The 22,811-nt window shown below is 73.1% G+C and carries 15 protein-coding genes; 10 read left to right on the plus strand and 5 right to left on the minus strand.

Translation table 11 applies throughout. The features are described from left to right. The first annotated feature begins 25 nt into the window (after window positions 1–25). Window positions 26–967, plus strand: a complete 942-nt coding sequence (locus tag ACFV8H_RS32215) for a bifunctional riboflavin kinase/FAD synthetase (protein ID WP_375896047.1) — start codon at window positions 26–28, stop codon at window positions 965–967. A gap of 76 nt (window positions 968–1,043) precedes the next feature. On the opposite strand, the gene ACFV8H_RS32220 is transcribed toward ACFV8H_RS32215, so the two are convergent. The 3 genes from ACFV8H_RS32220 to eccE all read right to left on the minus strand — a co-directional run bounded on the left by ACFV8H_RS32220 (window position 1,044) and on the right by eccE (window position 5,648). Further along, the gene (locus ACFV8H_RS32220; RefSeq protein ID WP_380407049.1) at window positions 1,044–3,347 is read right to left on the minus strand and encodes a MinD/ParA family protein; all 2,304 of its coding nucleotides are present in this window, start codon (window positions 3,345–3,347) and stop codon (window positions 1,044–1,046) included. Window positions 3,348–3,477: 130 nt separating this feature from the next. Next, window positions 3,478–4,245, minus strand: a complete 768-nt coding sequence (locus ACFV8H_RS32225) for a hypothetical protein (RefSeq protein ID WP_375896051.1) — start codon at window positions 4,243–4,245, stop codon at window positions 3,478–3,480. Further along, window positions 4,245–5,648 (minus strand): type VII secretion protein EccE, encoded by a 1,404-nt coding sequence (gene eccE / locus ACFV8H_RS32230; RefSeq protein ID WP_380407051.1) that lies wholly within the window; start codon window positions 5,646–5,648, stop codon window positions 4,245–4,247. Before eccE ends, ACFV8H_RS32225 begins: the two co-directional genes overlap by 1 nt. 211 nt (window positions 5,649–5,859) lie before the next feature. On the opposite strand from eccE, the gene ACFV8H_RS32235 reads away from it, so the two are divergent. The 6 genes from ACFV8H_RS32235 to ACFV8H_RS32260 all read left to right on the plus strand — a co-directional run bounded on the left by ACFV8H_RS32235 (window position 5,860) and on the right by ACFV8H_RS32260 (window position 11,882). Continuing rightward, entirely contained in the window at window positions 5,860–7,590 is a 1,731-nt protein-coding gene (locus ACFV8H_RS32235) for a type VII secretion protein EccB (RefSeq protein WP_380407053.1), read from the plus strand. Between the two features lie 182 nt (window positions 7,591–7,772). Beyond that, the gene (locus ACFV8H_RS32240) at window positions 7,773–8,075 is read left to right on the plus strand and encodes a WXG100 family type VII secretion target (protein ID WP_375896056.1); all 303 of its coding nucleotides are present in this window, start codon (window positions 7,773–7,775) and stop codon (window positions 8,073–8,075) included. A 99-nt stretch (window positions 8,076–8,174) separates the two neighbouring features. Beyond that, entirely contained in the window at window positions 8,175–8,468 is a 294-nt protein-coding gene (locus tag ACFV8H_RS32245; protein WP_375896059.1) for a WXG100 family type VII secretion target, read from the plus strand. A 106-nt stretch (window positions 8,469–8,574) separates the two neighbouring features. Continuing rightward, a complete protein-coding gene (mycP, locus tag ACFV8H_RS32250; RefSeq protein WP_380407055.1) occupies window positions 8,575–9,807 on the plus strand; it encodes a type VII secretion-associated serine protease mycosin in 1,233 nt (410 codons plus the stop codon). Window positions 9,808–9,933: 126 nt separating this feature from the next. Beyond that, window positions 9,934–10,476 (plus strand): SigE family RNA polymerase sigma factor, encoded by a 543-nt coding sequence (locus tag ACFV8H_RS32255; RefSeq protein ID WP_380407057.1) that lies wholly within the window; start codon window positions 9,934–9,936, stop codon window positions 10,474–10,476. A 110-nt stretch (window positions 10,477–10,586) separates the two neighbouring features. Further along, entirely contained in the window at window positions 10,587–11,882 is a 1,296-nt protein-coding gene (locus tag ACFV8H_RS32260) for a hypothetical protein (RefSeq protein ID WP_380407059.1), read from the plus strand. A gap of 85 nt (window positions 11,883–11,967) precedes the next feature. On the opposite strand, the gene ACFV8H_RS32265 is transcribed toward ACFV8H_RS32260, so the two are convergent. Beyond that, window positions 11,968–13,371: an APC family permease gene (locus tag ACFV8H_RS32265; RefSeq protein ID WP_380407061.1), complete on the minus strand. Its 1,404-nt coding sequence runs from the start codon at window positions 13,369–13,371 to the stop codon at window positions 11,968–11,970. 479 nt (window positions 13,372–13,850) lie between these two features. After that, window positions 13,851–17,795, minus strand: a complete 3,945-nt coding sequence (gene eccCa / locus ACFV8H_RS32270) for a type VII secretion protein EccCa (RefSeq protein WP_380407063.1) — start codon at window positions 17,793–17,795, stop codon at window positions 13,851–13,853. A 346-nt stretch (window positions 17,796–18,141) separates the two neighbouring features. Between eccCa and eccD the strand changes: the two genes are divergently transcribed. From eccD to ACFV8H_RS32285, 3 genes are all read left to right on the plus strand, one after another. Beyond that, window positions 18,142–19,602, plus strand: coding sequence for a type VII secretion integral membrane protein EccD (gene eccD, locus ACFV8H_RS32275; protein WP_380407065.1), 1,461 nt, complete (start codon window positions 18,142–18,144; stop codon window positions 19,600–19,602). Window positions 19,603–19,812: 210 nt separating this feature from the next. After that, the gene (gene rpsO / locus ACFV8H_RS32280; RefSeq protein ID WP_188302791.1) at window positions 19,813–20,103 is read left to right on the plus strand and encodes a 30S ribosomal protein S15; all 291 of its coding nucleotides are present in this window, start codon (window positions 19,813–19,815) and stop codon (window positions 20,101–20,103) included. Window positions 20,104–20,558: 455 nt separating this feature from the next. After that, window positions 20,559–22,766 (plus strand): polyribonucleotide nucleotidyltransferase, encoded by a 2,208-nt coding sequence (locus ACFV8H_RS32285; RefSeq protein WP_375896078.1) that lies wholly within the window; start codon window positions 20,559–20,561, stop codon window positions 22,764–22,766. The last annotated feature ends 45 nt before the right edge of the window (window positions 22,767–22,811 follow it).

Raw genomic sequence — 22,811 nt, forward strand, 5'->3', positions numbered from 1 at the left:
ACCGTACGGAACAAGGAGCAGTCGGGTGCAGCGCTGGCGTGGCCTGGAGGAGATCCCCGGTGACTGGGGACGCAGCGTCGTCACCATCGGCTCGTTCGACGGGGTGCACCGCGGGCATCAGCTGATCATCGGGCGGGCCGTCGAGCGGGCCCGTGAACTGGGCCTGCCCTCGGTCGTGGTGACCTTCGACCCGCACCCGCGCGAGGTGATCCGCCCGGGCAGCCACCCGCCGCTGCTCGCGCCGCACCCGCGCCGGGCCGAGCTGATCGCCGAACTCGGCGTGGACGCGGTGCTGGTGCTGCCGTTCACCACCGAGTTCTCCCAGGAGTCCCCGGAGACCTTCGTCCGGCAGGTGCTGGTGGACGCGCTGCACGCCCGGGTGGTGATCGAGGGCCCCAACTTCCGCTTCGGGCACCGGGCCGCGGGGAACGTCGCGCTGCTCGCCGAGCTGGGCGGGGCGGACGACTTCCAGGTCGAGGTGGTGGACCTCCAGGTGTGCGGCACCGCCGGGGACGGCGAGCCGTTCTCCTCCAGCCTGACCCGCCGCCTGGTCGAGACCGGGGACATGGCCGGCGCGGGCGAGGTGCTCGGCCGCCCGCACCGGGTCGAGGGCGTGGTGGTGCGCGGCGCGCAGCGCGGCCGCGAGCTCGGCTACCCGACCGCCAACGTGGAGACCGTGCCGCACAGCGCCGTCCCGGCCGACGGCGTGTACGCGGGCTGGCTGACCGCCGACGGCGAGCGGATGCCGGCGGCGATCTCGGTCGGCACCAACCCGACCTTCGACGGCACCGCCCGTACCGTCGAGGCGTACGCCATCGACCGGGTCGGGCTGGACCTGTACGGGCTGCACGTGGCCGTGGACTTCCTGGCCTACCTGCGCGGGATGGAGAAGTTCGACTCCATCGAGGCGCTGCTGGACCGGATGGCCGACGACGTCAAGCGCGCCCGGGAGCTGACCGAGGCCTGAGCCCGGTCCGGCCGCCGCTGCCGGGGAACGCCGAAGGGCCCGCCGACTCCTCCGAGTCGGCGGGCCCTTCCGTACGTCACTGCGGGGGCGCCTGCGGCGGGTAGCCGTACCCCGGGCCCGGCTGCGGGGCGCCGGGCTGCTGCGGCCACGGGGCTCCGGGGGCGGGCTGCTGCGGGTAGCCGTACCCGGGCGGGGGCGGCGGGGCCTGGCCGGGCTGCGGCGCCCACGGCGCCCCCGGGGCGGGCTGACCCGGGTAGCCCTGCTGCTGGGGATCGGCGTACGGCTGCGGCTGGCCCGGCTGCGGGTAGCCCGTCTGCGCCTGCTGCTGCCAGCCGGCCTGCTGGGCGGCCGCCTGCTGGGCCCGGGCGATGTCCTCGCCGACCAGGGTGGCCAGCTCGAAGTACGCCTCGCGGACCTTGGGCCGCATCATGTCGAGGTTGACCTCGGCACCGGCCGCCAGGCTCTCGTCGAAGGGCACCACGATGACGCCGCGGCAGCGGGTCTGGAAGTGCGCGACGATGTCCTCGACCTTGATCATCTTGCTGGTCTCGCGCACCCCGGAGACCACCGTGATGCTGCGCTGCACGAGGTCCGCGTAGCCGTGCGCGGAGAGCCAGTCCAGCGTGGTGGAGGCGCTGGAGGCGCCGTCCACGCTCGGGGTGGAGACGATGATCAGCTGGTCGGCGAGGTCCAGCACCCCGCGCATCGCGCTGTACAGCAGGCCGGTGCCGGAGTCGGTCAGGATGATCGGGTACTGGCGGCCCAGCACCTCGATGACCTGGCGGTAGTCCGAGTCGTTGAAGGTCGTCGACACGGCCGGGTCGACGTCGTTCGCCAGGATCTCCAGGCCCGAGTTGAGGTCCTGCGAGGTGAACTGACGGATGTCCATGTAGCTGCGCAGGTGCGGGATGGCCGTCACCAGGTCGCGGATGGTCGCGCCGGTCTGGCGCTTGACCCGGCGGCCCAGGGTGCCGGCGTCCGGGTTGGCGTCGATCGCGATCACCTTGTCCTGGCGCTCGCTGGCCAGGGTGGCGCCGAGCGCGGTGGTGGTCGTGGTCTTGCCGACGCCGCCCTTGAGGCTGATCACGGCGATCCGGTAGCAGCTCAGCACCGGGGTGCGGATGATCTCCAGCTTGCGGGCCTTCTCGGCCGCCGCGGCCTTGCCGCCGAACTGGAACCGCGGCTGCTGGCGCTGCTGCTTGGGCTGGCTGCGCAGCAGCCGGTCCGAGGACAGCTCGACGGCGGCGGTGTAGCCCAGCGGCGCCCCGTGGGCGGTCTGCTGCGGGGCGGCGGCCTGCTGGAACGCGGCGGGCGGCGGCGTGGCCGCGCCGCCCTGCGGCGGCCAGGGCTGGGCGGGGGCGGGCGGCTGCGGCTGGCCGGGCTGCCCGGGGTAGGGGTGGCCGGGCTGGGGCTGGGGCTGGGGCTGGGCGGCGGGCGGCTGCTGGTAGGCGCCGGGCTGCGGCCAGCCGCCCTGGCGCGGATCCACCGGGGCGGGCGGCGCGGGCTGCGGCTGGACCGGCTGCGGCTGCGGCTGTGCGTGCTGCGGCGGTGCGAGCTGCTCGGGGTAGGGCTGGCCGAGGTGGGGCTGGCCGGGCTGGGGCTGCGGCTGGGCGGCGGCCGACTGCTGGGCGGCCCAGGCGGCCTGCGGGTCCCAGCCGACCTGCGGGTCCCAGCTCATCTGCGGGTCCAGCGGAGCCGTCGGGCCCTGGGGCGGTCCGGGCTGGACCGGCGGCTGCTGCGCGAACTGCTGAGGGGGCACCGGCGGCACCGGCGGACCGGGCTGGGCGGGCGGGGCAGGCGGTCCGGGCTGCGGCACCGGCGCGGCCGCCGGGTACGGCTGCGGCGCGCTCGGCTGGGCCGGTGCCTCCGCCGCCGCCGGCGGCCACGGCTGGGCGGTGAGCGGCGCCTGCGGCTGCTCCGGCGTCACCGCCGGGCCCGCCGCCGGGAAGGGGACGTGCTGTGCCTCGGCCTGCACGGGCGCGACCGGCGGCACCGGGGCGGGGAGGGGCGCCGGCTCGGCCGCCGGGGCGGGCGCGGGAGCCGGGGGCGCGAGCGTGTCCGGTGCGGGAGCAGCGACCGGCACGGGCGCGGGCAGGGGTGCGGGCGCGGGCTGGGGTGCCGCGGGCGCCTGGCCGGCCGTGGGCACTGCGGCCGGTGCGGGAGCGGCGGACTCCGGCGTCGGAGCCCCGGCCATCGGAGCCCCGGCCGCCGGAGCCCCGGCCGCCGCGGCGTCAGCCCCCGGGGCCGGCGCGGCGGGCGCCGCCGCCGGGCCCGACTGCACGTACCAGGACGGGGGAGTGTAATCGGGCGCGTCGGACCAGTCGTCGTCGTCCTCCGCCGCGTTGTCGCCGACGTAGACGCCGTCCCGATCGCTGCTCACTAGGGCTCCCTCGTGTTCGCCGCCGCTTGTTCAGCGGTGCCGTTGCCGCAACAAAGACTAGGCCGTTCGGCTGCTCCTGTTGAAGGCGGCTTCGGTTCCGGACCGGGAACGACCGGCCCGGACGCGCCCCTCAGTCCATCCGGCGCGGGCCGCCGAGCACCTGCTGTTCGGCCTGGCCGGCCACCGTCCGGACGTACTGGCGCCGCATCCGGGTGGCCCACAGGGTGAGGTCGTCGCCGAGGCCGGGCAGCGCGGCCACGTCCTCCGGCGGCAGTGACAGCACCCGGCCGACCACCTCCGCCTCCTGGGGCATGATCCGCTGCACCCCGACCAGGTCGGCCGCGTTGAGCACCCGGGAGGCGTTCGGGCCGAGGTAGGGCAGCAGGGTCAGCGTGGTCTGCCAGGGCGCGGCGGAGAGCCGGGTGCGCGGCGGGCGGGCGCCGAGGTCGCGCACCACCAGGACGGGCGAGGCCACCGAGGCGCCCTGCGGGCCGAGCCGTCCGACCTGGTGCACCGTCACGCACGGCTGGCCGCCGCCGGCGGCCTGCGCCATCGGGCCCCAGAGCTGGGCGCGGGCGGTCTCCACCGCGACCCGGGCGCCGATCGCGGCCGCGCGCAGCGCGATCACCTGCGCCGTCCACACGCCGCCGACCAGCACCAGGTCGTACGCGCTGGGGCGGAACAGGCCGAGCACCGCGGGCAGGCCCTGCGGGTCGACGCCGATCACCACCCCGTCGTCGCCGACCGGGAAGGCCAGCGCCGCCAGGTCGGCGGCCTCCAGCACGTGCTTCTCCCGGCGTGGTCCGCGCAGCCCGAAGCCGGGCAGGATCCGCGGTCGCGGCCGGCGCTGCTCGGTGCCGGGGGTCGGACCGGGGGCGGGGTAGGTCTGGTACGCCATCAGGATGTTCCTCCCAGCGGCAGGGTGGCGAGCATGCCGGGGGCCTGTTCGAGGTCGAGCCGGACCAGGCCGAGGCCGGCGCTCTGCGCCCGCGCCTCCAGCTGGCGGCCGATGTCGCCGACCTCGTCCTCGTTGCGCCCGGTCACCCGCAGGTGGCCGCTGACGGTGACCGAGCCGCCGGTGCCGTGCCCGGCGGTGAGGCTGAACGTGCTGGCCAGCGCGGGGGAGCCGGTGATCAGATTGACCAGGTCCGGGGCGCCGATCCGGCCGGCCGCGCCGCCGGGGCGGGTCAGCTGCGGCCAGCGGGAGATCCAGTAGGTGCTGTGCCAGCGGTCGTCGATCCGCCAGAAGCGGTTGCCCTCCTGGGTGCGGCGGGTGGTGCCGCCGCCGCTGCCGGTGCCCTGGCGTCCGGCCACCGCGATCGGGTTGGCGCAGGTGGCGATGGCGAGGGCGGAGATCAGTTCGCGCTCGTCCAGCACGGTGGCGTTGAACCCGGCGCTGTTGAGCCGTCCGGCCAACTGGTCGGTGACCCGCTGGAGGGCCTTGCGGGCGCCCTCCTCGCCGCCGCCGCGGGCCCGGACGGCGGTGGCCGCGCGCTCCGGGTCGAGCTTGAGGGCGACCCAGGTCAGTCGCAGGCCGGGGGTGGCGGTGCCGTCGGGCAGTTCGCGGTAGCCGCGGGCGGCCAGCGACTGCTCCGGCACGTGCTGGGCCGGGGCGGGCTGGGTGTGCTGGACCAGCTGCACCGACTCCAGGGCGATGTCGTCCACGGTGAGCGCCGAGCAGATCACGTCCAGCGGCAGCGGCAGCGCGGTGCGCACCGGGCGCAGCGGCTGGTCCTTGGCCTGGACGAGCAGCACCGAGCTGAGGAAGGTGCCGTCGCCGACCATGCCGGTCTCCCGGCGCACGGGGCGGCCGCCGAAGTCGGCCTCGGTGGCGTGGGTGCAGGTGCGCAGCGCCGGCTCCAGCTCCAGCGCGGGCGCCAGCGCCGGGTCGGTGCCGGGCGGCGGCAGCAGCGACTTCGCCTGCCTGCGGCGGGACTTGAGGGCCGAGCGGACCTGCAGCAGCTCCGGGACGGTGCGGCCGCGCAGCGGGACGAGCGCCAGCACCAGCAGGACCAGCGAGACCGCGCCGAAGCCGGCCGCGACCGGGCGGCTGATCGTCCAGCCGACCGCGACCAGGGCGACCGCGACCTCGACCAGGACCAGCTGCTGGAGCTTCAACCGGCCGCCGAGCAGCCCGGGTCGGGGGTTGACGCGCACCTGGACGGGGCCGCCCCCGCCGCCCGTCGGCAGCCGTTCGGCCGCGGCCCCGGTAGGGGTGGCGCCGCGACGGGCCCGCCCGGACCGGTGCGACCTTCCGCCGCCCGCGTCGGCGCCGCGTTCTGGAGCGGTCTGGCTTGGCATCCCCCGATGGCCCTCTCTGATCCGTTGTCGCGGCCCGGCTGGCTGGTTCGCGGACCGTACCCGTACCGTACTCACCGTCTGCTGCCGCATCGTAGAGGGTTCGGGCCGGATCCCGCCCGGCGGGTGCGGGCCACGGGCAGGTCGGGCCGACGGGAGGCCGGGCACCGCCGGCACGGCGCCGGCACACGTCTGACAGAGGGGGACGACGAGGATGGCATCGCGCCGGGACGAGCTCAACGCGTACACCTTCGCCCGCAAACGCACGGTGGGGGCGTTCCTGCTGCCCTCCGGCGGCGGCAGTGACGAGGACGCGCCGCGCCCGGTGAAGGCGGTGCTGCCGAGCGTGCTGGTGGGGGCCGTGGTGGTGGCCGGGTTCGGGCTCTGGGGGGTGTTCAAGCCCGCCGCCCCGGTGCAGTGGGACAGCGGCAAGAACATCATCCAGGGCAAGCAGTCGACCACCCGCTACGTGGTGCTGACCGACCCGGACGGCAGGACCAAGCGGTTGCACCAGGTGCTCAACATGTCCTCGGCGCGGCTGGTGCTGCCGGTCGACGCCAAGGTCGTGGTGGTGGACGACGGGGTGCTGGACCGCTACCCCAACCACGGCCCGACGATCGGGATCCCGTACGCCCCGGACAAGTTGCCGGGCAAGGACAACGCCAACCAGCCGATGAAGTGGGCGGTCTGCGACCGTCCGGGGTCGGACGACAAGCGGGAGACCGTCAACCAGGCGGTGTTCGTGGCGGCCGGGGCGGACGCGGCGGCGCTGTCCGCGAAGGACCGGATGCTCGGCCCGGACCAGCTGATGCTGGTGCAGCAGGCCGACGACCAGCAGGTGTCGACCACCTCGGCGACGGGCCAGGCGGTGGCGAGCCTGTTCCTGGTCGACGCGCAGGGCCGCAAGCACGCGATCGGACCGAAGTCCGACGACAAGGAGCGCAAGGCGCTGGTCACCGCGGTCTTCGGGCCCAACGCGGTGCCGCAGCGGGTGAAGCGGGAGTGGCTGGACACCCTGGTGCCCGCGAGTCCGATCGTCTTCCCCGACGTCAAGGAGACGGCGGACAGCCAGGGCCCCAACTCGAACGTGGCCCTGGGCAACGCGGCGGACCGCCGGATCGGCCGGCTGGTGCACTACCAGGACCGCCACTACGTGGTCGGCAAGGACGGCCTGTTCCTGATCACCCCGTTCCAGGCGGAGCTGATCCGGCAGAACCCGGCCTACCAGATGCTCTACAAGTACGACCAGGACAAGCGGCCGCGCAGCGACGAGATGACCCCGGACGACCAGTCCAGGTTCAACACGGACGTCCGGCTGCCGAACACCCCGGACGACTGGCCGTTGAAGTCCGGTGCGCCGGTGAACAACTGGACGGACCGGCAGGACCCCCGCCAGGTGGTGTGCAGCACCTACGACGGCATGGCCGAGGACGGCCACACGCCCAGGCGCAGCGTCTGGGCGGGGACGGCCTACCCGGCGGCGTACAACAACGGCGCGGGCGCGGCGTTCGTGACGCCCGGCCACGGTCTGTTCTACCGGGCGGTGGACAACGCGGCCGGCGGTGGCGCCGCGGGTGCCGGGGCCACCCCGACGGCGGCGGCCAACGCCAACGCCGGTGCGCCCGACGGCTCCGGCACCGACTTCCTGATCACCGAGACCGGTCTGCGTTACTCCGTCCCGGCCAACGGCGACGGCGGCCACGGCCCCGGCCCGTCGGCGTCGGCGAGCGGTGCGCCGAAGGCGGCGACCCCGGCGCCGGGCGCCCAGAACCCCGGGGCGGGGGGCCAGCCCACCCAGAACCCGGACGACCAACCCGGCGGCAACCAGGCGCGGTTGGGCTACCAGAACGTCCAGCCGCTGCCGGTGCCCAAGGAGTGGTCGAACCTGGTCCCGGCCGGCCCGCCGCTGACCGCGAAGAGCGCCGCGCAGCCGCAGAACGCCTGATCGGCCAAGCCCGGCAACGGAATTGGCCCCAGTGTCATGGTCTGGTAACTAGTGGACGCTCGATGTTGGGCGAGTTGCGTGTGCCGACTACAGTGCTGCTGGACATCACACGGGTGATGCGACGACGGGGCCCCGGGGGCCCTCCGTACACACAATGTTTGTCTCATGGGGGATGGTGGAGCATGAGTGACGGCCAGTTCACGGTGACCGCTCAGGAGATGATGGACTTCGCCGGGAAGATCGAGACGGCCATCGGCCAGATCGAGACGGAGCGCAAGGCGCTCCAGACCACGGTCGAGAACATCACCAGTGGCTGGAAGGGCCAGGCGGCGGACGCCTACAAGGTCCTCCAGGGCAAGGTCAACACGGACGTCGACGACCTGCGCAAGTCGCTGACCGCGATCAAGCACGCCATCGAGCTCACCACCAAGCACTACGCGAGCGCGGAAGAGGAGCAGAAGGCGCTGTTCGGCCCGCAGGGCTGAACGCCGCAGAGCTGACCAGCACTCTGTTCCGACCGTCCGTTCGACGGGGCGCCCGCGGCTGAGCGCCGGGTGCTCCGCATCCTCGTCAAGGGAGACATTGTGACCGACCACATCCTCGTCAACTTCCAGACCCTCCACCAGGCGTCGCAGGACGTGCAGAACTCGGCGAACAAGATCGAGGGCATGCTGTCCGACCTGCGCAAGGAGGTCACCAAGATCTCCCAGGGCTGGCAGGGCCAGGCCCAGCAGGGCTACAACGCCCAGCAGGCCAAGTGGGACTCCGCCGCCCAGGACCTCAAGGAGACCTGCGCCAAGATCTCCGGTTCGCTGGAGAGCGCCGCGCAGAGCTACAACGCGACCGAGAAGAAGAACGCCGGTCTCTGGCAGCAGTAGTCGACCGACCGTTCCCGGACGGGAACGACAGGGGCGGGCGCCCGGGTCCGGGCGCCCGCCCTTCGGCGCGCGGCGCGGCACGGGGGCGAACATGAGGGGTGGCAGGGTGTCCGGACGCGGGTTCCGCAGGACGGCCGCGGCGCTGGCCGCGTTCACGGTGCTGGGCGCTCCGGCGGCCGCCCCCGCGCACGCGGACGGCGGGCCCGGGCTGGCCGCCGCCGGTGACTGTCCCCGGCCCGCGCCCGACGTGCCGACCGTGCCGTGGTCGCTGCAGCGGATACTGCTCGACCAGCTCTGGCAGGGCGGGGCGACCACCGGCAACGGCGTGACGGTCGCCGTCATCGACACCGGGGTCGACGACACCAACCAGCAACTGCACGGCAGGGTGGACGTGGGCCCCACCCTGCTGATCGACAAGCAGAGCAACAAGGCCGTCGACGGCAACTCCCTGACGGACACGGTCGGCCACGGCACCAAGGTGGCCGGCATCATCGCCGCGGGCCGCAGCGACCGGACCGGCTTCGTCGGGCTGGCCCCCGACGCCAGGATCTACGCGATCCGGCAGAACGACAGTGCGGGCAACGGCGACGTCTCCACCCTGACCGCGGCCATCAACGACGCGGTCGACAAGCACGTCGGGGTCATCAACATCTCCCAGGACGTGCGCGGCGCGGGCGACGCCCGGTTCGGCGGCTACCAGGAGTTGAAGGCCGCGATCGAGCGGGCCGAGCAGAACAAGGTCGTGGTGGTCGCCTCCAGCGGCAACGACGGCAACGAGGGCGACACCTACCCGGGCGCCTTCCCGACCGTGCTGTCCGTGGGCGCCTCCGACCGCAACAACGAGCGCGCCCCGTTCTCCCAGTACGGCTCCTTCGTGAAGGTCGCCGCGCCCGGTGTCGAGATGCTCTCCACGGTGCCCGGCGGCGGCCAGTGCGTGGACAACGGCACCAGCTTCGCCGCCCCGTACGTCTCCGGGCTCGCCGCGCTGCTGGTCGGCGCGCACCCGAAGTGGACGCCGGCCCAGGTGCGGGCCTGGATCGAGCAGACCGCCCAGCGCACCGAGCGCGGGCCGAACCGGTTCATCGGCTGGGGCGTGGTGGACCCGGTGAAGGCCGTCACCACGGCGCCCGAGAACCCGCCGTCCGAGCCCGCCCAGGACGCCCCCGTGCAGCTGGCCGCGGCCCCGATCGTGCCGGCCCCGGTCGGCCTCGGCGAGACCCAGGCCGACCGCGACGGCCGTACCGCCACCTACGTGGTCGGCGTCGGCGCGCTGCTGGTCGCCCTGCTGATCGGCGGCGGCGTCGTGCTGCGCGACCGGCGCCGCGGCTCCGCCGACTGACCCGCCCGCCCGCGCGCCCCCCGCGGGGTCCGGGAGAAACCCGGGGAACGCCTGTAACACCGGGGCCGGTCCACCGCATCCATCAAGTGTCGGCGGGGCACACGGACACGGGGGAGCGACGGGCACATGGGGTGGATCGGGGGCGGCCGGGAGGCCAAGGACGCCGAGTTCCTGGAGCTCGTCTCCAGCCGGACCGGGCACCTGTACCGCTCGGCCTGTCTGCTCACCAGCGGCGACACCCACTACGCCGAGGACCTCGTACAGGAGGCCCTCAGCCGGATGTACGTGCTCTGGCGGCGCAGCGCCTTCACGGGCGGCCGCCACCGGATCGACAACCCGGCGGCCTACACCCACACCGTGATGGTGCGGACCTTCCTCGCCCAGCAGCGCCGCCGCTCCAGCGGCGAGCGCCCGACCGAGGCCCTGCCGGAGGCGGCGGGGCAGGACACGGACAGCAGTCTGCGGCTGACCCTGCTGGACGCGCTGGGGCGGATGTCCGCCGGGGACCGGGCCGTGCTGGTGCTGCGCTACTGGGAGGACCGCAGCGTCGAGCAGACCGCCGAGGTGCTGCGGCTCTCCTCCGGCGCGGTCCGCACCAGGACCACCCGGGCGCTGGCCCGGCTGCGCACCCTGCTCGGCGACTCGCTGGCCGAGCTCTCGGCCCGCTGAAACGTTCCGCCCACCGGCACACCCGCCCGTCGGCACACCCGCCCACCAGCACACCGGCACACCCCGCATTTCCCCGGTACTTCCGCGACGCAAGGAGACGGTGATCCGCCATGCCCGAGCAGGACAAGTTCGAAGACGACCTCCTCTACGCCCTCACCCGCACCGGTGAGGGTTTCCGCCCCGAGCAGGCCGACCAGGCCGGGATGGTCGCGGGCGGCTACCAGCGGGGCCGCCGCCGCTGGCGCAGCCGTTCGACCGCCGCGGTGGTGGGCGGCGCCGCCGCGCTGGCCCTGGTGGGCACCGGGGCGGTGTACCTGACCGGGTCCAGCTCGCCGTCCGGTACGACCACGGTGGCGGCCGCCTCCACCGGGGCGGCGTCGGGGAGTACGGGCACGAGCGCCGCGCTGACCCCGGCTTCGACCGGTACGCCCACCCCGAAGGAGGTCAGCGGCGACGAGGTGCTGGCCGCCTTCCAGGCCCTGCTGCCCAAGGGCCAGGTCACCGACGGCAAGGGCACCGGCACCGAGCCGCCGTCCGGCAAGCCGGGCGGCTCAGTCAACGCGGGCGCCACCCTGCTCTTCGACGACGGCCAGGGCAAGGCCGCGATGGGCATCTCGCTGACCCGTCTGGCGCCGAACGACCCCAACCGGGCGCAGAACGTCTGCCCGGACAAGAAGCTGGTCCCGTACGACGCCTGCTCCAGCACGAGTGTGCCGGGCGGCGGTTCGCTGACCGTCCTCCAGGGCTACGAGTACCCGGACAAGCGGGCCACCACCAAGTCGTGGAACGCCAGGCTGATCGGCCAGGACGGCCGGCAGGTCGAGCTGTCGGAGTGGAACTCCCCGGCCGAGAAGGGCGCGCCGGACAGCCGGCCGACCCCGCCGCTGTCGCCCGAGCAGCTCAGGGCGATCGTCACCGACAAGTCCTGGGACCCGGTGATCGCCGCGATCCCGGAGCCGGAGCCGGTGCCGGTGCGCGACACCGGCCGGGAGTACAGCGCGCAGGAGATCCTGCAGACCGTCGCCGGACTGCTGCCGAGCGGACTGACCGAGACGGAGCCCGGCGGCGACGGCTTCGGCTACGCCAACTTCGTGCTGAACGACGGCAAGGGCAAGTCCATGGTGCAGCTCAACGTGCAGGACTGGAGCGGTGACCGGGGCAACTCGTTGTTCGGCGACGCCAGGACGCTGCCGGACGGCACCAAGGTGGTCGTCAGCAAGGGGAGCGACAAGCCGGGCGTGGACATGTGGACCGTCGACACCCTGCACCCGGACGGCCTGCGGGTGGTGATCAGCTCGTTCAACAGCGGCACCCAGACGTCCCCGGCGACCCGTAGGACCCCGGTGCTGACCGACGACCAGATGCAGACGATCGCCGCCGCCCCGGTCTGGAAGCTCAGGAAGTAGCGCGGCGGTGCGGACGCGGAGGTGCCCCGGGCCTGGGGGAGGCCCGGGGCACCGCCGCGTGGGGGAGGGGTGGGGGATCGGGGGGTCAGTCCTGCTGGTCCTCGGGGAGGCTGATCACCCAGCGGGTGTCCTGCCGGGGGCGCAGGTAGAACAGCCAGTAGAGGGTGGCGACGGCGGTGATGCCGCCGGTCCACAGCAGGGGTTCGGCGTCCAGCTGGGTCATCACGTACACCAGGACGACGATCAGCAGCGCCGGGACGGCGGGCCACAGCGGCATCCGCCAGGCGGCGGCGTGCTTGTGGTGGCCGCGGCGGGAGAGCAGCGAGGCGATGGCGACCAGCAGGTACATCGCGGTGACGGCGACGCCGGTGATGTTGCTGAGGAGTTCGCCCTTGACGAAGCAGAGCGCGGCGCCGGGCAGGCCGACCGCGAGGGTGGCGATCCAGGGGGAGCCGAAGCGGCCGAGGGTGCCGAAGGCCTTGTTGACGGGCTCGGGCCAGGCCTTGTCGCGGGCGGAGGCGAACAGCACCCGGGAGTTCTGGATGACCATGACGATGCCGGCGTTGATGATCGCCAGCGCGATGCAGAGGCTGATGAAGGTGCCGACGGCGGAGTTGCTCCAGGCGGTGACCATGCCGGAGATGTCGCCGGAGGTCAGGGTCTGCAGGTCGGGGGCGCCCAGGGTGATGGCGGCGACCGGGATCAGGATGATGGCGCTGGAGAGGCCGAGGGTCCACAGCACGGTGCGGGAGACGGTGCGGCGGGGGTTCTCCAGTTCCTCGGAGAGGTAGACGGCGGTGGAGAAGCCCTGGGTGGCGAACAGCGCGATGCCGAGGGCGCCGATGATGGCGCCGATGCCGACGGGGCTGGCGGCGCCGCCGTCAGTGGAGACCAGGCCGTGCAGCAGGCTGGGGTGGGCCGCGTTGGCGTGGGCGAAGCCGAGCACCGAGACCACGCCGGCCGCGATGACCTCCAGGACCAGGAAGATGCCGGTGATCCAGGCGTTGGCGCGCAGGTCGAGCAGGCCGGCCAGGGTGGCGGCGAGCATCACGGCGGCGCCGGCGATCGGCTTGTCGACGTGCAGGACGGGCGCCAGGTAGTCGGCGGTGCCGAGGGCGATGACCGAGGGGACGATCATCACCACGATGAGCGACTGGATGAAGACCAGCCAGCCCGCGAGCCGTCCGGCCAGGGTGCCGACCATCGCGTACTCGCCGCCGGCGCTGGGGATCAGGGTGCCGAGCTCGGAGTAGCAGAACGCGACCGCGACGCAGAGGACGGAGCCGATGGCGATCGCCAGGGCGGTGGCGCTGCCGATGCTGGAGAACAGTTCCGGCACGATCACGAAGAGCGTCGACGCGGGGGTGACGCAGGACAGCGTGAGCAGTGTGCCGCCCACGACGCCGATCGAGCGCTTGAGCTGCTGGGGTGCGGCCGCGCCGTCCGCCGTGGCGGCTACGTTCTGTGGCGGGCGAAGCGTGTCGGTCATGTGGATTCCGATCGGCTCTGTTCGGTCCTGGGACGGGAGCGGTATCGCCTCCGCTGGCTCGTTGCTCGGGTCTGGTCCGGTCGCTCCCGGGCCGCCATGGAACCTTGGGCGTATTGATTGCGTCAACGCCGGAACTGCTTCGGAATCCGTTGCGGTGAAAGGCATAAGCATGCGATCCGATGATCACTGAGGGTCATGGCGCTGTTTGTCCGACTTGTTACTTTGGCAACATCGGGCATGAATCCAAGGTGAACGGCGTGTTGCGGGCCACCATTCAAAGGCCGTGACTCGGTCGTACGGCGACACGCCAGGTGTGACCCCGCCGTTCGGCAACTGCCCAGGTGGGTACGGGAACCGCAGCCCCGGCCCGGAAAGATCTAGGTAACGTTTCAGCACCTGGGACGCGGAAGGGGCCGGACTCCGCAGAGTCCGACCCCTTCACTCACTGTCCGTAGCGGGCGGCCCGTGGCCGCGCCCGGTCACTGCACCGGCAGCCAGCCCGTCTGGACCATCTGCCCGTTGGTCGCACGGCGTGACACGAACACCCCGCGGCCCGGCGGCAGCGCCTGCGGCTTGACCGTCCCCAGCAGCGCGCCCTCGTCCCGGTTGCCCGACAGGATGACGCCCTGCCCGCCCAGCTCGCGCATCCGCTGCATCACCGGCTCGTACAGCGAGCGCCCGGCGCCGCCCGCGCTGCGGGCCACGATCACCCGCAGGCCGATGTCCCGGGCGAACGGCAGGAACTCGGCCAGCGGCGCCAGCGGGTTGCCCGAGCCGGTGGCGACCAGCTCGTAGTCGTCGACGATCACGAACATGTCCTTGCCGGTGTACCAGCTGCGGTTGCGCAGCTGTTCGGCGGTCACGTCCGGGCCGGGCAGGCGGCGGGCGCAGGCCCCGCGCAGCATGTCCACGATGGCGGTCATGGCCGGCTGCGCGGCCGCGTACTCCACCAGGAACTCCGGCGGGACGGTGCCCAGCAGGGCGCGCCGGTAGTCGCCGACCACGATGCCCGCCTGGTCCGGGGTGTAGCGCTCGGTGATCTGCTTGATCAGCATCCGCAGCAGCGCGGACTTCCCGGACTCGGTGTCGCCGAACACGATGAACAGCGGGTCGGTCTCGAAGTTGACGAACACCGGCGCCAGCTCGGCCTCGTCCACGCCGAAGCACACGCCGCGCTCCGGGTGCTCGAAGCCCTTCGGCAGCGAGGTCCCGTCCAGGACGGCCGGCAGCATCCGCACCTGCGGGGCGCGCGGGCCGGTCCAGGCCCCGTCGACCGCGGCGACCAGCCCGGCCACGCCGTCCTGGAGGTCGTCCACCGAGGGGGAGCCGTCCAGTCGCGGCAGGCCGCTCAGGAAGTGCAGCCGCTCCGCGGTGATCCCGCGCCCGGCCAGCGGCGGGACGTTCTGCGCCACCCGGCGGTCGACCTCGGACTCCATCGCGTCGCCGAGCCTGAGCTCGATGCGGTTCTGCAGCAGGTCCTTGAGCGCGGGGCGGACCTCCGCGTACCGGGCGGCGCTGATCACCAGGTGGACGCCGTAGCCGAGGCCGCGCTGGGCGATGTCGCCGATCACCGGCTCCAGCCCCTCGAACTCCTGCTTGAAGGTGTTCCAGCCGTCGATCACCAGGAAGACGTCGCCGAAGGCCTCGTCGGGCAGCTGCCCGGCGGCCCGGCGGGCCCGGTAGGTCGCGATGGTGTCGATCCCGGTCGCCCGGAACAGCTCCTCGCGCCGGTTCAGCACCGCGTGCACCTCGGAGACCATCCGGCGGACCTTGTCCACGTCCAGCCGGCCCGCCACCCCGCCGACGTGCGGCAGCCCGAGCAGCGACTGGAAGCTGCCCGCGCCGAAGTCCAGCAGGTAGAACTGCACCTCGCGCGGGGTGTGGGTGAGGCCGAAGGCCGCCGTCATGCCGCGCAGCACGGTCGACTTGCCCGAGCGCGGGCCGCCGACGACCAGGCCGTGGCCGGCCGCCCCGGAGAAGTCGACCTCCAGGATGTCGGTCTTCTGCTCGCGCGGCTTGTCCACGATGCCGATCGGCGCGCGCAGCCGGCCGCCCGGGTAGCCGGGCGCGGTGAGTCCGCGGTCGGGGACGACCTGCAGCGGCGGCAGCAGGTGGTCCAGGCTCGGCGCCTCGTCCAGCGGCGGCAGCCACACCTGGTGGGCGGCCGGGCCCTGGCCGGACATCCGCTGGACGAAGACGTCCAGCACGGTGTCCACCAGCGCGTCGTCCTGCTCCTGGACCTGCGGCGCCTCCTCCTCCACGGGGGCCGGCGGCAGGTCCACGAAGGCCGAGGTGAACTCCACCGGCCGGGTGTTCACCCGCCGGCCGCCGGTCGACCGCTGCTGCCCCGGCGCCCGGTAGGGCCCCGAGACGTACGCGGCCTTGAAGCGGTCCATCACGTCCTCGCCGAACTTGAGGTAGCCGACGCCCGGCACCGGCGGCAGGTGGTACGCGTCCGGTACGCCGATCGCCGCCCGCGACTCGGCCGCCGAGAAGGTGCGCAGACCGATCCGGTAGGAGAGGTAGGTGTCCAGGCCGCGCAGCTTGCCCTCCTCCAGGCGCTGCGAGGCCAGCAGCAGGTGCACGCCCAGGGAGCGGCCGATCCGGCCGATCTGGATGAACATCTCGATGAAGTCGGGCTTGGCGGTGAGGAGTTCGGAGAACTCGTCGATGATCAGCACCAGCGAGGGCAGCGGGTCCAGCGCCGCGCCGGCCGCCCGGGCCCGCTCGTACTCGTGGATGTTGGCGTAGTTGCCGGAGCGGTGCAGCAGCTCCTGGCGGCGGTGCAGCTCGCCCTCGATCGCGTCGCGCATGCGGTCGACCAGGGTGAGCTCGCCCTCCAGGTTGGTGATCACCGCGGAGGTGTGCGGCATGTCCGCCATGCCCAGGAAGGTCGCGCCGCCCTTGAAGTCGGCGAGCACGAAGTTGAGCGTCTCCGAGGAGTGGGTCATCGCCAGCGCCAGCACCAGGGTGCGCAGCAGCTCCGACTTGCCGGAACCGGTCGCGCCCACGCACAGGCCGTGCGGGCCCATGCCCTCCAGCGCGGCCTCCTTGATGTCCAGGTAGACGTGCTCGCCGCCCGCGCCGACGCCGATCGGCACCCGCATCCGCTCGTGCTGGGCGCGCGGGCGCCAGCTGCGGGCCACGTCGAAGGAGCCCGGGTCGCCCGAGCTCATCATGTCGGTGAAGTCCAGGTTGGACAGCAGCGGCTCGTCGTCCCCGCCGGCCGAGGCCCGGTACGGCGCCAACTGCCGCGCCAGCGCCTCGGACTGCCACAGCGAGAGCAGGTCCGGCTTGCCGCTGTACGTCGCCCCGGAGGCCGAACGCAGCACCAGCTCCTGCGGGTTGACCGTCACCATCAGGTGCCCGCTCGGCTCGTCCACCTCACCCGGGACGACCTCGATGACGGTCACCCCCTGCACGCCCTCGGGGCCGGCCAGCACCGAGTCGTGCGGCACCCCGGCGCCGTCCATGATCACCACCAGGTGCGGCTGGTCCGCGGCGGGCGCCGCGTCCCGGACGAAGCGCTGGCGGCCGGCCAGCTCGTCCTGCAGCAGGTACTCCAGCTCGCCCAGGTCGGCGGCGCTCAGCCGGCGCGAGCCCGCGCCGTCGCTCTCCTTGCGGTGCTGGTTGTGCGGGAGCCACTTGGTCCAGTCCCACTCCTCGGCCGCGCCGGGGGCCGCGGCGACCGCGATCAGCAGGTCGTCCGGCGAGTGCAGGGTGGTCAGTTGGGCGATCATCGCGCGCACGTTCCCGTACACCGAGTCCGGGTCCCCGCACACCGTGATGTGGTAGAAGGCCCGCAGCGAGACCGCCAGCGGCAGGTCCTGGAGGGTGCCGTGCGCCTTGAGGAACGAGTGCATCGCGGCCGCCGACAGCGGTTCCAGCTCGTCCATCGGCGCGGTCTGCGGCGCCACCAGCGGGGTGGACAGCTGCACCGGCCCGAGGCCGACCCGGATCTGCGCGAAGTCGCCGTCCGCCGTCCGCCGCTCCCACAGCCGGCGGCCGTCCTCGACGATCGACCAGAGCTGCTCCGGCGCCGGGTTCAGGAACAGCAGCGCGCCGCGCTGGCTCTCCGCCGTGCGGCGCACCTGGCGGCGGGTCTGCTGGAGGTACTTGAGGTAGTCGCGCCGCTCGTCCGCCATCACGGTCGAGCCGCCCCGGCGGGCCCGCACGATCTGGGCCAGCACCATGCCGACCGTCGAGACGATCATCAGACCGCCCATGATCTTCATCGGCGCGGCCGCACCCGGCGAGAAGAAGAACACCGCCGAACCGCCCATGCCGAGCATCGGCAGGATGCTCATCAGCCAGTCCTCGCCGCCCTGCCGGGGCAGCTCCGGTGGACTGACCAGCTCCACCGGCTCGTCCGGCACCGTCGGCGGGTAGGCCCTGGCCGGTCGCTTGACCATGATCACACCCATGCGTCACCCACCCCGCGGCGTCGATCGATCACTTCGGCATCAGCCCTCACGCGACTGCGCTCGGCCCGGTACGGGATTCCCGTGGCTGAGGACGCCCCACACAGCGCAGCCCCCGTACCACCTCGCGCAGGCGCCGATCCTACATAGCGGCGCACGCAGGGGCGTGCCCGCACCGACGGGGGCCGCACCCCGCACCGGCACCGGGCACGAACCGAGCGGGTAGGGTAACGCCGCGCCAACTCGCGGCCCGGCCGGGCCGGTTCCACAGCCACCCCGCGCGCCACCGTGCCGCGGCACCGTCCACACAGGGGGAGCGTCCAGTGCGTCGAAGGATCGAGGTGCCGTCGTGAGCGCGACAGCCGCCACGGGCTACTGCCGGGTGACCGTCGTCGCCCCGGACCGCCGGATCGACGTCGCCCTGCCCGAGGACGTCGCCCTCGCCGACGTCTACCCCGAGGTGCTGCGGCTGGCCAACCAGAGCCAGCCCGACGGCACCCCCACCGGCTTCCACCTGGTCCGCCGCGACGGCACCGTCCTCGACAGCAGCCTGTCCCTGGCCGCCCAACACGTCCGCGACGGCGACCTGCTGGCGCTGCGCCCCTTCGCCGAGTCGCTGCCGCCCGCCGTCTACGACGACGTCGCCGACGCCATCGCCAGCGCCGTCGAGGCCGACCGCCGGTTCTGGACCGTCGACCTCATGCGCGGCTTCGGCCTGATCGGCGCCGGGGTGCTGCTCACCCTGCTCGGCTTCGCGCTCTGGTTCTCCGACCTGCGCCACGACATGCACAGCCTGCCCGGCGTGCTGGCCGGCGTCGCCGCCGTGGTGCTCACCGCGCTCGCCGGGGTCCGCGCCCGGGTCTACCAGGACGCCCACGCCGCCGTCGCCCTCGGCCTCGGCGCCCTGCCGCACGCCATGATCGCCGGCAGCGGCGTCATCGCCGTCGCCCACCCGTGGGACGGCCCCGGCCGGCTCCAGTTCCTCACCGGCTGCGTCACCGTCCTGGTGATCGCCGTGCTGCTCGCCGGACTGCTCCCGGACAAGGACGCGGTGTTCGTCGCCGCCGCCTTCGTCGCCACCGCCGGCGCGCTCGCCACCTTCGCCGCCGTACTGATGCCCGACACCCCGGCCGGGAACATCGCCGCCGTCACCGGCGTCGCCGCCGTCGCCGCGATCGGCTTCCTGCCCAGCCTCTCCGCCCGCTTCGCCCGGCTGCCGGTCGGATTCAGCGCCCCCGGCCAGACCCGCACCCGCAGCCGCGACTACGACGAGGAGGCCGAGCGCGCCGAGGCCGTCCAGTACGAGCGGATCGCCCACCAGGCCCGCCGCGGCCACGAGGTGCTGGTCGGCCTGGTCGGCGGCTGCGCCGCGGTCGTGGTCGGCGCCTGCGCCGTCCTCTCCTTCACCGACCGGACCTTCCCCGAACTGCTCGCGCTCGCCCTCGGCATCGCCGCCATGCTGCGCGCCCGGCTGTTCCGCTACACCGCGCAGGTCCTCAGCCTCACCGTCGCCGGCCTGCTCGGCCTGTGCCTGCTGATCGTCGGGCTGTCCCTGCACACCCCGCAGTTCGTCCTGCGCGCGGCCGGCTCCAGCACCGAGCTCGACCTGCGCACCATCTGGCTGGCCGCTTCCGTCGCCTTCGGGGCCGCGCTGCTCACCGCGATCGCCCTGGTGGTGCCCCGGCTGGGCGTCTCCCCGTTCTGGGGCCGCATCCTGGACCTGGTGGACAGCCTCACCCTGATCTCGCTGGTCCCGCTGGCGCTCGCCGTGCTGAACGTCTACCGACTGGTCCGCGGCGCCACCGGCTGACCCCGCACGGCCCCGCCGCCGGGCGCCCGCCACCCGCCGCCCACCCGCCGACCGGCCGGGTGGGCGGCACTGGTACCCTTGGCCTTCGAGCGCAGCCGTGTGTCCACCCCTTCGTGGGCCGTCGACCGCGGACAGCGCTCGCGACACCGAGTTCTCGCAGAGTCCTGTGCTGTCGACCAGGACCGCTCGGTAGACCTTGAAGGAGTTGCAGTGGCACTCGCCTCTGACGTCAAGAAGCAGATCTTCGCCGAGTTCGGCCAGAAGGAGGGCGACACCGGTTCCCCCGAGGTCCAGGTGGCCATGCTCTCCCGCCGCATCTCGGACCTGACCGAGCACCTCAAGTTCCACAAGCACGACCACCACTCGCGTCGTGGCCTGCTGATCCTGGTCGGCCAGCGTCGCCGCCTCCTGCAGTACCTGGCCAAGAAGGACATCGAGCGTTTCCGTACGCTCGTCGACCGCCTGGGCATCCGTCGCGGTGCCGCCGGCGGCGCCCGCTAAGACCGCCGCAGGGGGCGGCTCCCCACACCGGGGAGCCGCCCCTCGCGCGTATGCCGCGGCGGGTTCGAACGCGGCACCCTGACATAACAACTCGCGCGCACCTCCCCAGGTGGCCGAGGATTGCACCGTAGGGTTGTGGGCATGCCGGGTGATGGCGCAGGAGCGCCACCCGGGCAGCAGACCCAAACCCCCCGCGGGACGAAGGCTTCAAACGGAAGCCGCCCGCATCCGAGAGAGCGTCCAGACGCGGACCGCCCGTCCCGGCCCGGCAGCCGTGAGGCGCCGGTCCTCGGTAGTGGCCCCCGGAACCCCCGCCGACGAGCGGGGCACCCCGGAGGCTTCGATCGAAGACCGGCCCGACTGCCGCCCTCCCTGGCAGGAGGGCCCCAGGGCCAGCCCGAGGCAGTGCGCGGGGACGCTCTCCCGGAGAACGTACGAAAGAGGAGATCTTCCAGGTGGAAGAGAACGTGTTCTACGCCGAGGCCGTGATCGACAACGGTTCCTTCGGCACCCGTACCATCCGCTTCGAGACCGGCCGTCTGGCCCGTCAGGCCGCCGGCTCCGCCGTGGCCTACCTCGACGACGACACCATGGTGCTGTCGGCCACCAGCGCGTCCAAGCAGCCGAAGGAGCACTTCGACTTCTTCCCGCTGACCGTGGACGTCGAGGAGCGGATGTACGCCGCCGGCCGCATCCCCGGCTCGTTCTTCCGTCGCGAGGGCCGGCCGTCCGAGGACGCGATCCTCACCTGCCGCCTGATCGACCGCCCGCTGCGCCCGTCCTTCGTCAAGGGCCTGCGCAACGAGGTCCAGGTCGTCTGCACGATCATGGCGCTCAACCCCGACCACCTGTACGACGTGGTCGCCATCAACGCCGCCTCCGCCTCCACCCAGCTGGCGGGCCTGCCGTTCTCCGGCCCGATCGGTGGCGTCCGCGTCGCGCTGATCAAGGGCCAGTGGGTCGCCTTCCCGACCCACAGCGAGCTGGAGTCGGCCGTCTTCGACATGGTCGTCGCCGGTCGCGTCCTGCCGGACGGCGACGTCGCGATCATGATGGTCGAGGCCGAGGCCACCGACAAGACCATCAAGCTGGTCGAGGGCGGCGCCGAGGCGCCGACCGAGGACGTCGTCGCCGCCGGTCTGGACGCCGCGAAGCCGTTCATCAAGGTGCTGTGCGCCGCCCAGTCGCAGCTCGCCGCCCAGGCCGCCAAGCCGACCGCCGACTTCCCGGTCTTCCTGGACTACCAGGACGACGTCCTGGCCGCGCTGACCGCCGCCGTCAAGGACGAGCTGGCCAAGGCCCTCACCATCCCGGGCAAGCAGGAGCGCAACGCCGAGCTGGACCGCGTCAAGGCGGTCGCCGCCGAGAAGCTGCTCCCCGAGTTCGAGGGCCGCGAGAAGGAGATCAGCGCCGCCTACAACGCGCTGACCAAGAAGGTCGTCCGCGAGCGCGTCATCAAGGACAAGGTCCGCATCGACGGCCGCGGTGTCACCGACATCCGCACCCTGGCCGCCGAGGTCGAGGCCATCCCGCGCGTCCACGGCTCGGCCCTGTTCGAGCGCGGCGAGACCCAGATCCTGGGCGTCACCACGCTGAACATGCTCCGGATGGAGCAGCAGCTCGACACGCTCTCCCCGGAGACGCGTCGCCGCTACATGCACAACTACAACTTCCCGCCGTACTCGGTCGGCGAGACCGGCCGCGTGGGCTCGCCCAAGCGTCGCGAGATCGGCCACGGCGCCCTCGCCGAGCGCGCCATCCTCCCGGTCCTGCCGACCCGCGAGGAGTTCCCCTACGCGATCCGCCAGGTCTCCGAGGCGCTGAGCTCCAACGGCTCCACCTCGATGGGCTCGGTCTGCGCCTCGACCATGTCGCTGCTGAACGCCGGTGTGCCGCTCAAGGCCGCCGTCGCCGGTATCGCCATGGGCCTGATCTCCCAGGAGATCGACGGCGAGACCCACTACGTCGCGCTGACCGACATCCTCGGTGCCGAGGACGCGTACGGCGACATGGACTTCAAGGTCGCCGGTACCCGCAACTTCATCACCGCGCTGCAGCTCGACACCAAGCTGAACGGCATCCCGGCCTCCGTGCTGGCCGCCGCGCTCAAGCAGGCCAAGGACGCCCGCCTGCACATCCTCGACGTGATGAACGAGGCCATCGACTCGCCCGACGAGATGTCCCCGAACGCGCCGCGCATCATCACCATCAAGATCCCGGTGGACAAGATCGGTGAGGTCATCGGCCCCAAGGGCAAGATGATCAACCAGATCCAGGAGGACACCGGCGCCGAGATCACGATCGAGGACGACGGCACCATCTACATCGGTGCCGCCGACGGCCCGGCCGCCGAGGCCGCCCGCACCACGATCAACCAGATCGCCAACCCGACCATGCCGGAGGTCGGCGAGCGCTACCTGGGCACCGTGGTCAAGACCACGACGTTCGGCGCGTTCGTGTCGCTCATGCCGGGCAAGGACGGCCTGCTGCACATCTCGCAGATCCGCAAGCTGGCCGGCGGCAAGCGCGTCGAGAACGTCGAGGACGTCCTCGGCGTCGGCGCCAAGGTGCAGGTCGAGATCGCCGAGATCGACCCGCGCGGCAAGCTCTCCCTGATCCCGGTCGTCGAGGGCGAGGAAGGCGGCGAGGCCGCTTCCGAGTGAAGCGCCGCTAGCTGACCCTTGCGGCCCGTACGCCTCCCGGCGTGC

The sequence above is a fragment of the Kitasatospora sp. NPDC059827 genome (assembly GCF_042731675.1).
Classification (GTDB): domain Bacteria; phylum Actinomycetota; class Actinomycetes; order Streptomycetales; family Streptomycetaceae; genus Kitasatospora.